Annotated in this window: 1 pseudogene; it reads right to left on the bottom strand. The window is 40.2% G+C overall.

Annotated features, from left to right (window positions below):
- Positions 1-169: 169 nt before the first annotated feature.
- A pseudogene (locus UC75_RS20165) lies at positions 170-386 on the bottom strand (catechol 1,2-dioxygenase); the annotation flags it as partial.

The following is a 386-nucleotide window of genomic DNA, read 5'->3' as shown; positions in this document are numbered from 1 at the left end:
CCTCGCTTAGAGAGGACTTACTTTTGTCAATCATGTGAGAAACCTTAGAGCATGAGGTAACGTGATGTTATTACTACCGCTAAAAATTTATTTAAATTCTTAATGGTAGTAATAAATGGAATAAATTTTGTGAGTCAAAAGCGAACTTTTAACTCACATACACTTTCAATTAAGCGCTAGCGCGACGACGTTCAACTTCAGTTGACGGAGCAGCAGCGGCATCTTTAACAAGTTCGATGTTAAATGTGATGTGTTTGAAAGCGTGATCTAAACCACGGCGTTGGATTTCAGCTGGGTCAGTTACATCAACTGCTGTTGCCACTAAGCCATCACGGGTTGCGAAAGCAAAGTCATCCCATAAGTACTCATCACCCTCAATGTTGAAT

Source organism: Acinetobacter sp. V2, from assembly GCF_001188385.1.
Taxonomy (GTDB): Bacteria; Pseudomonadota; Gammaproteobacteria; order Pseudomonadales; family Moraxellaceae; genus Acinetobacter; species Acinetobacter oleivorans.
This window is presented reverse-complemented; position numbering and strand designations above follow the sequence as displayed.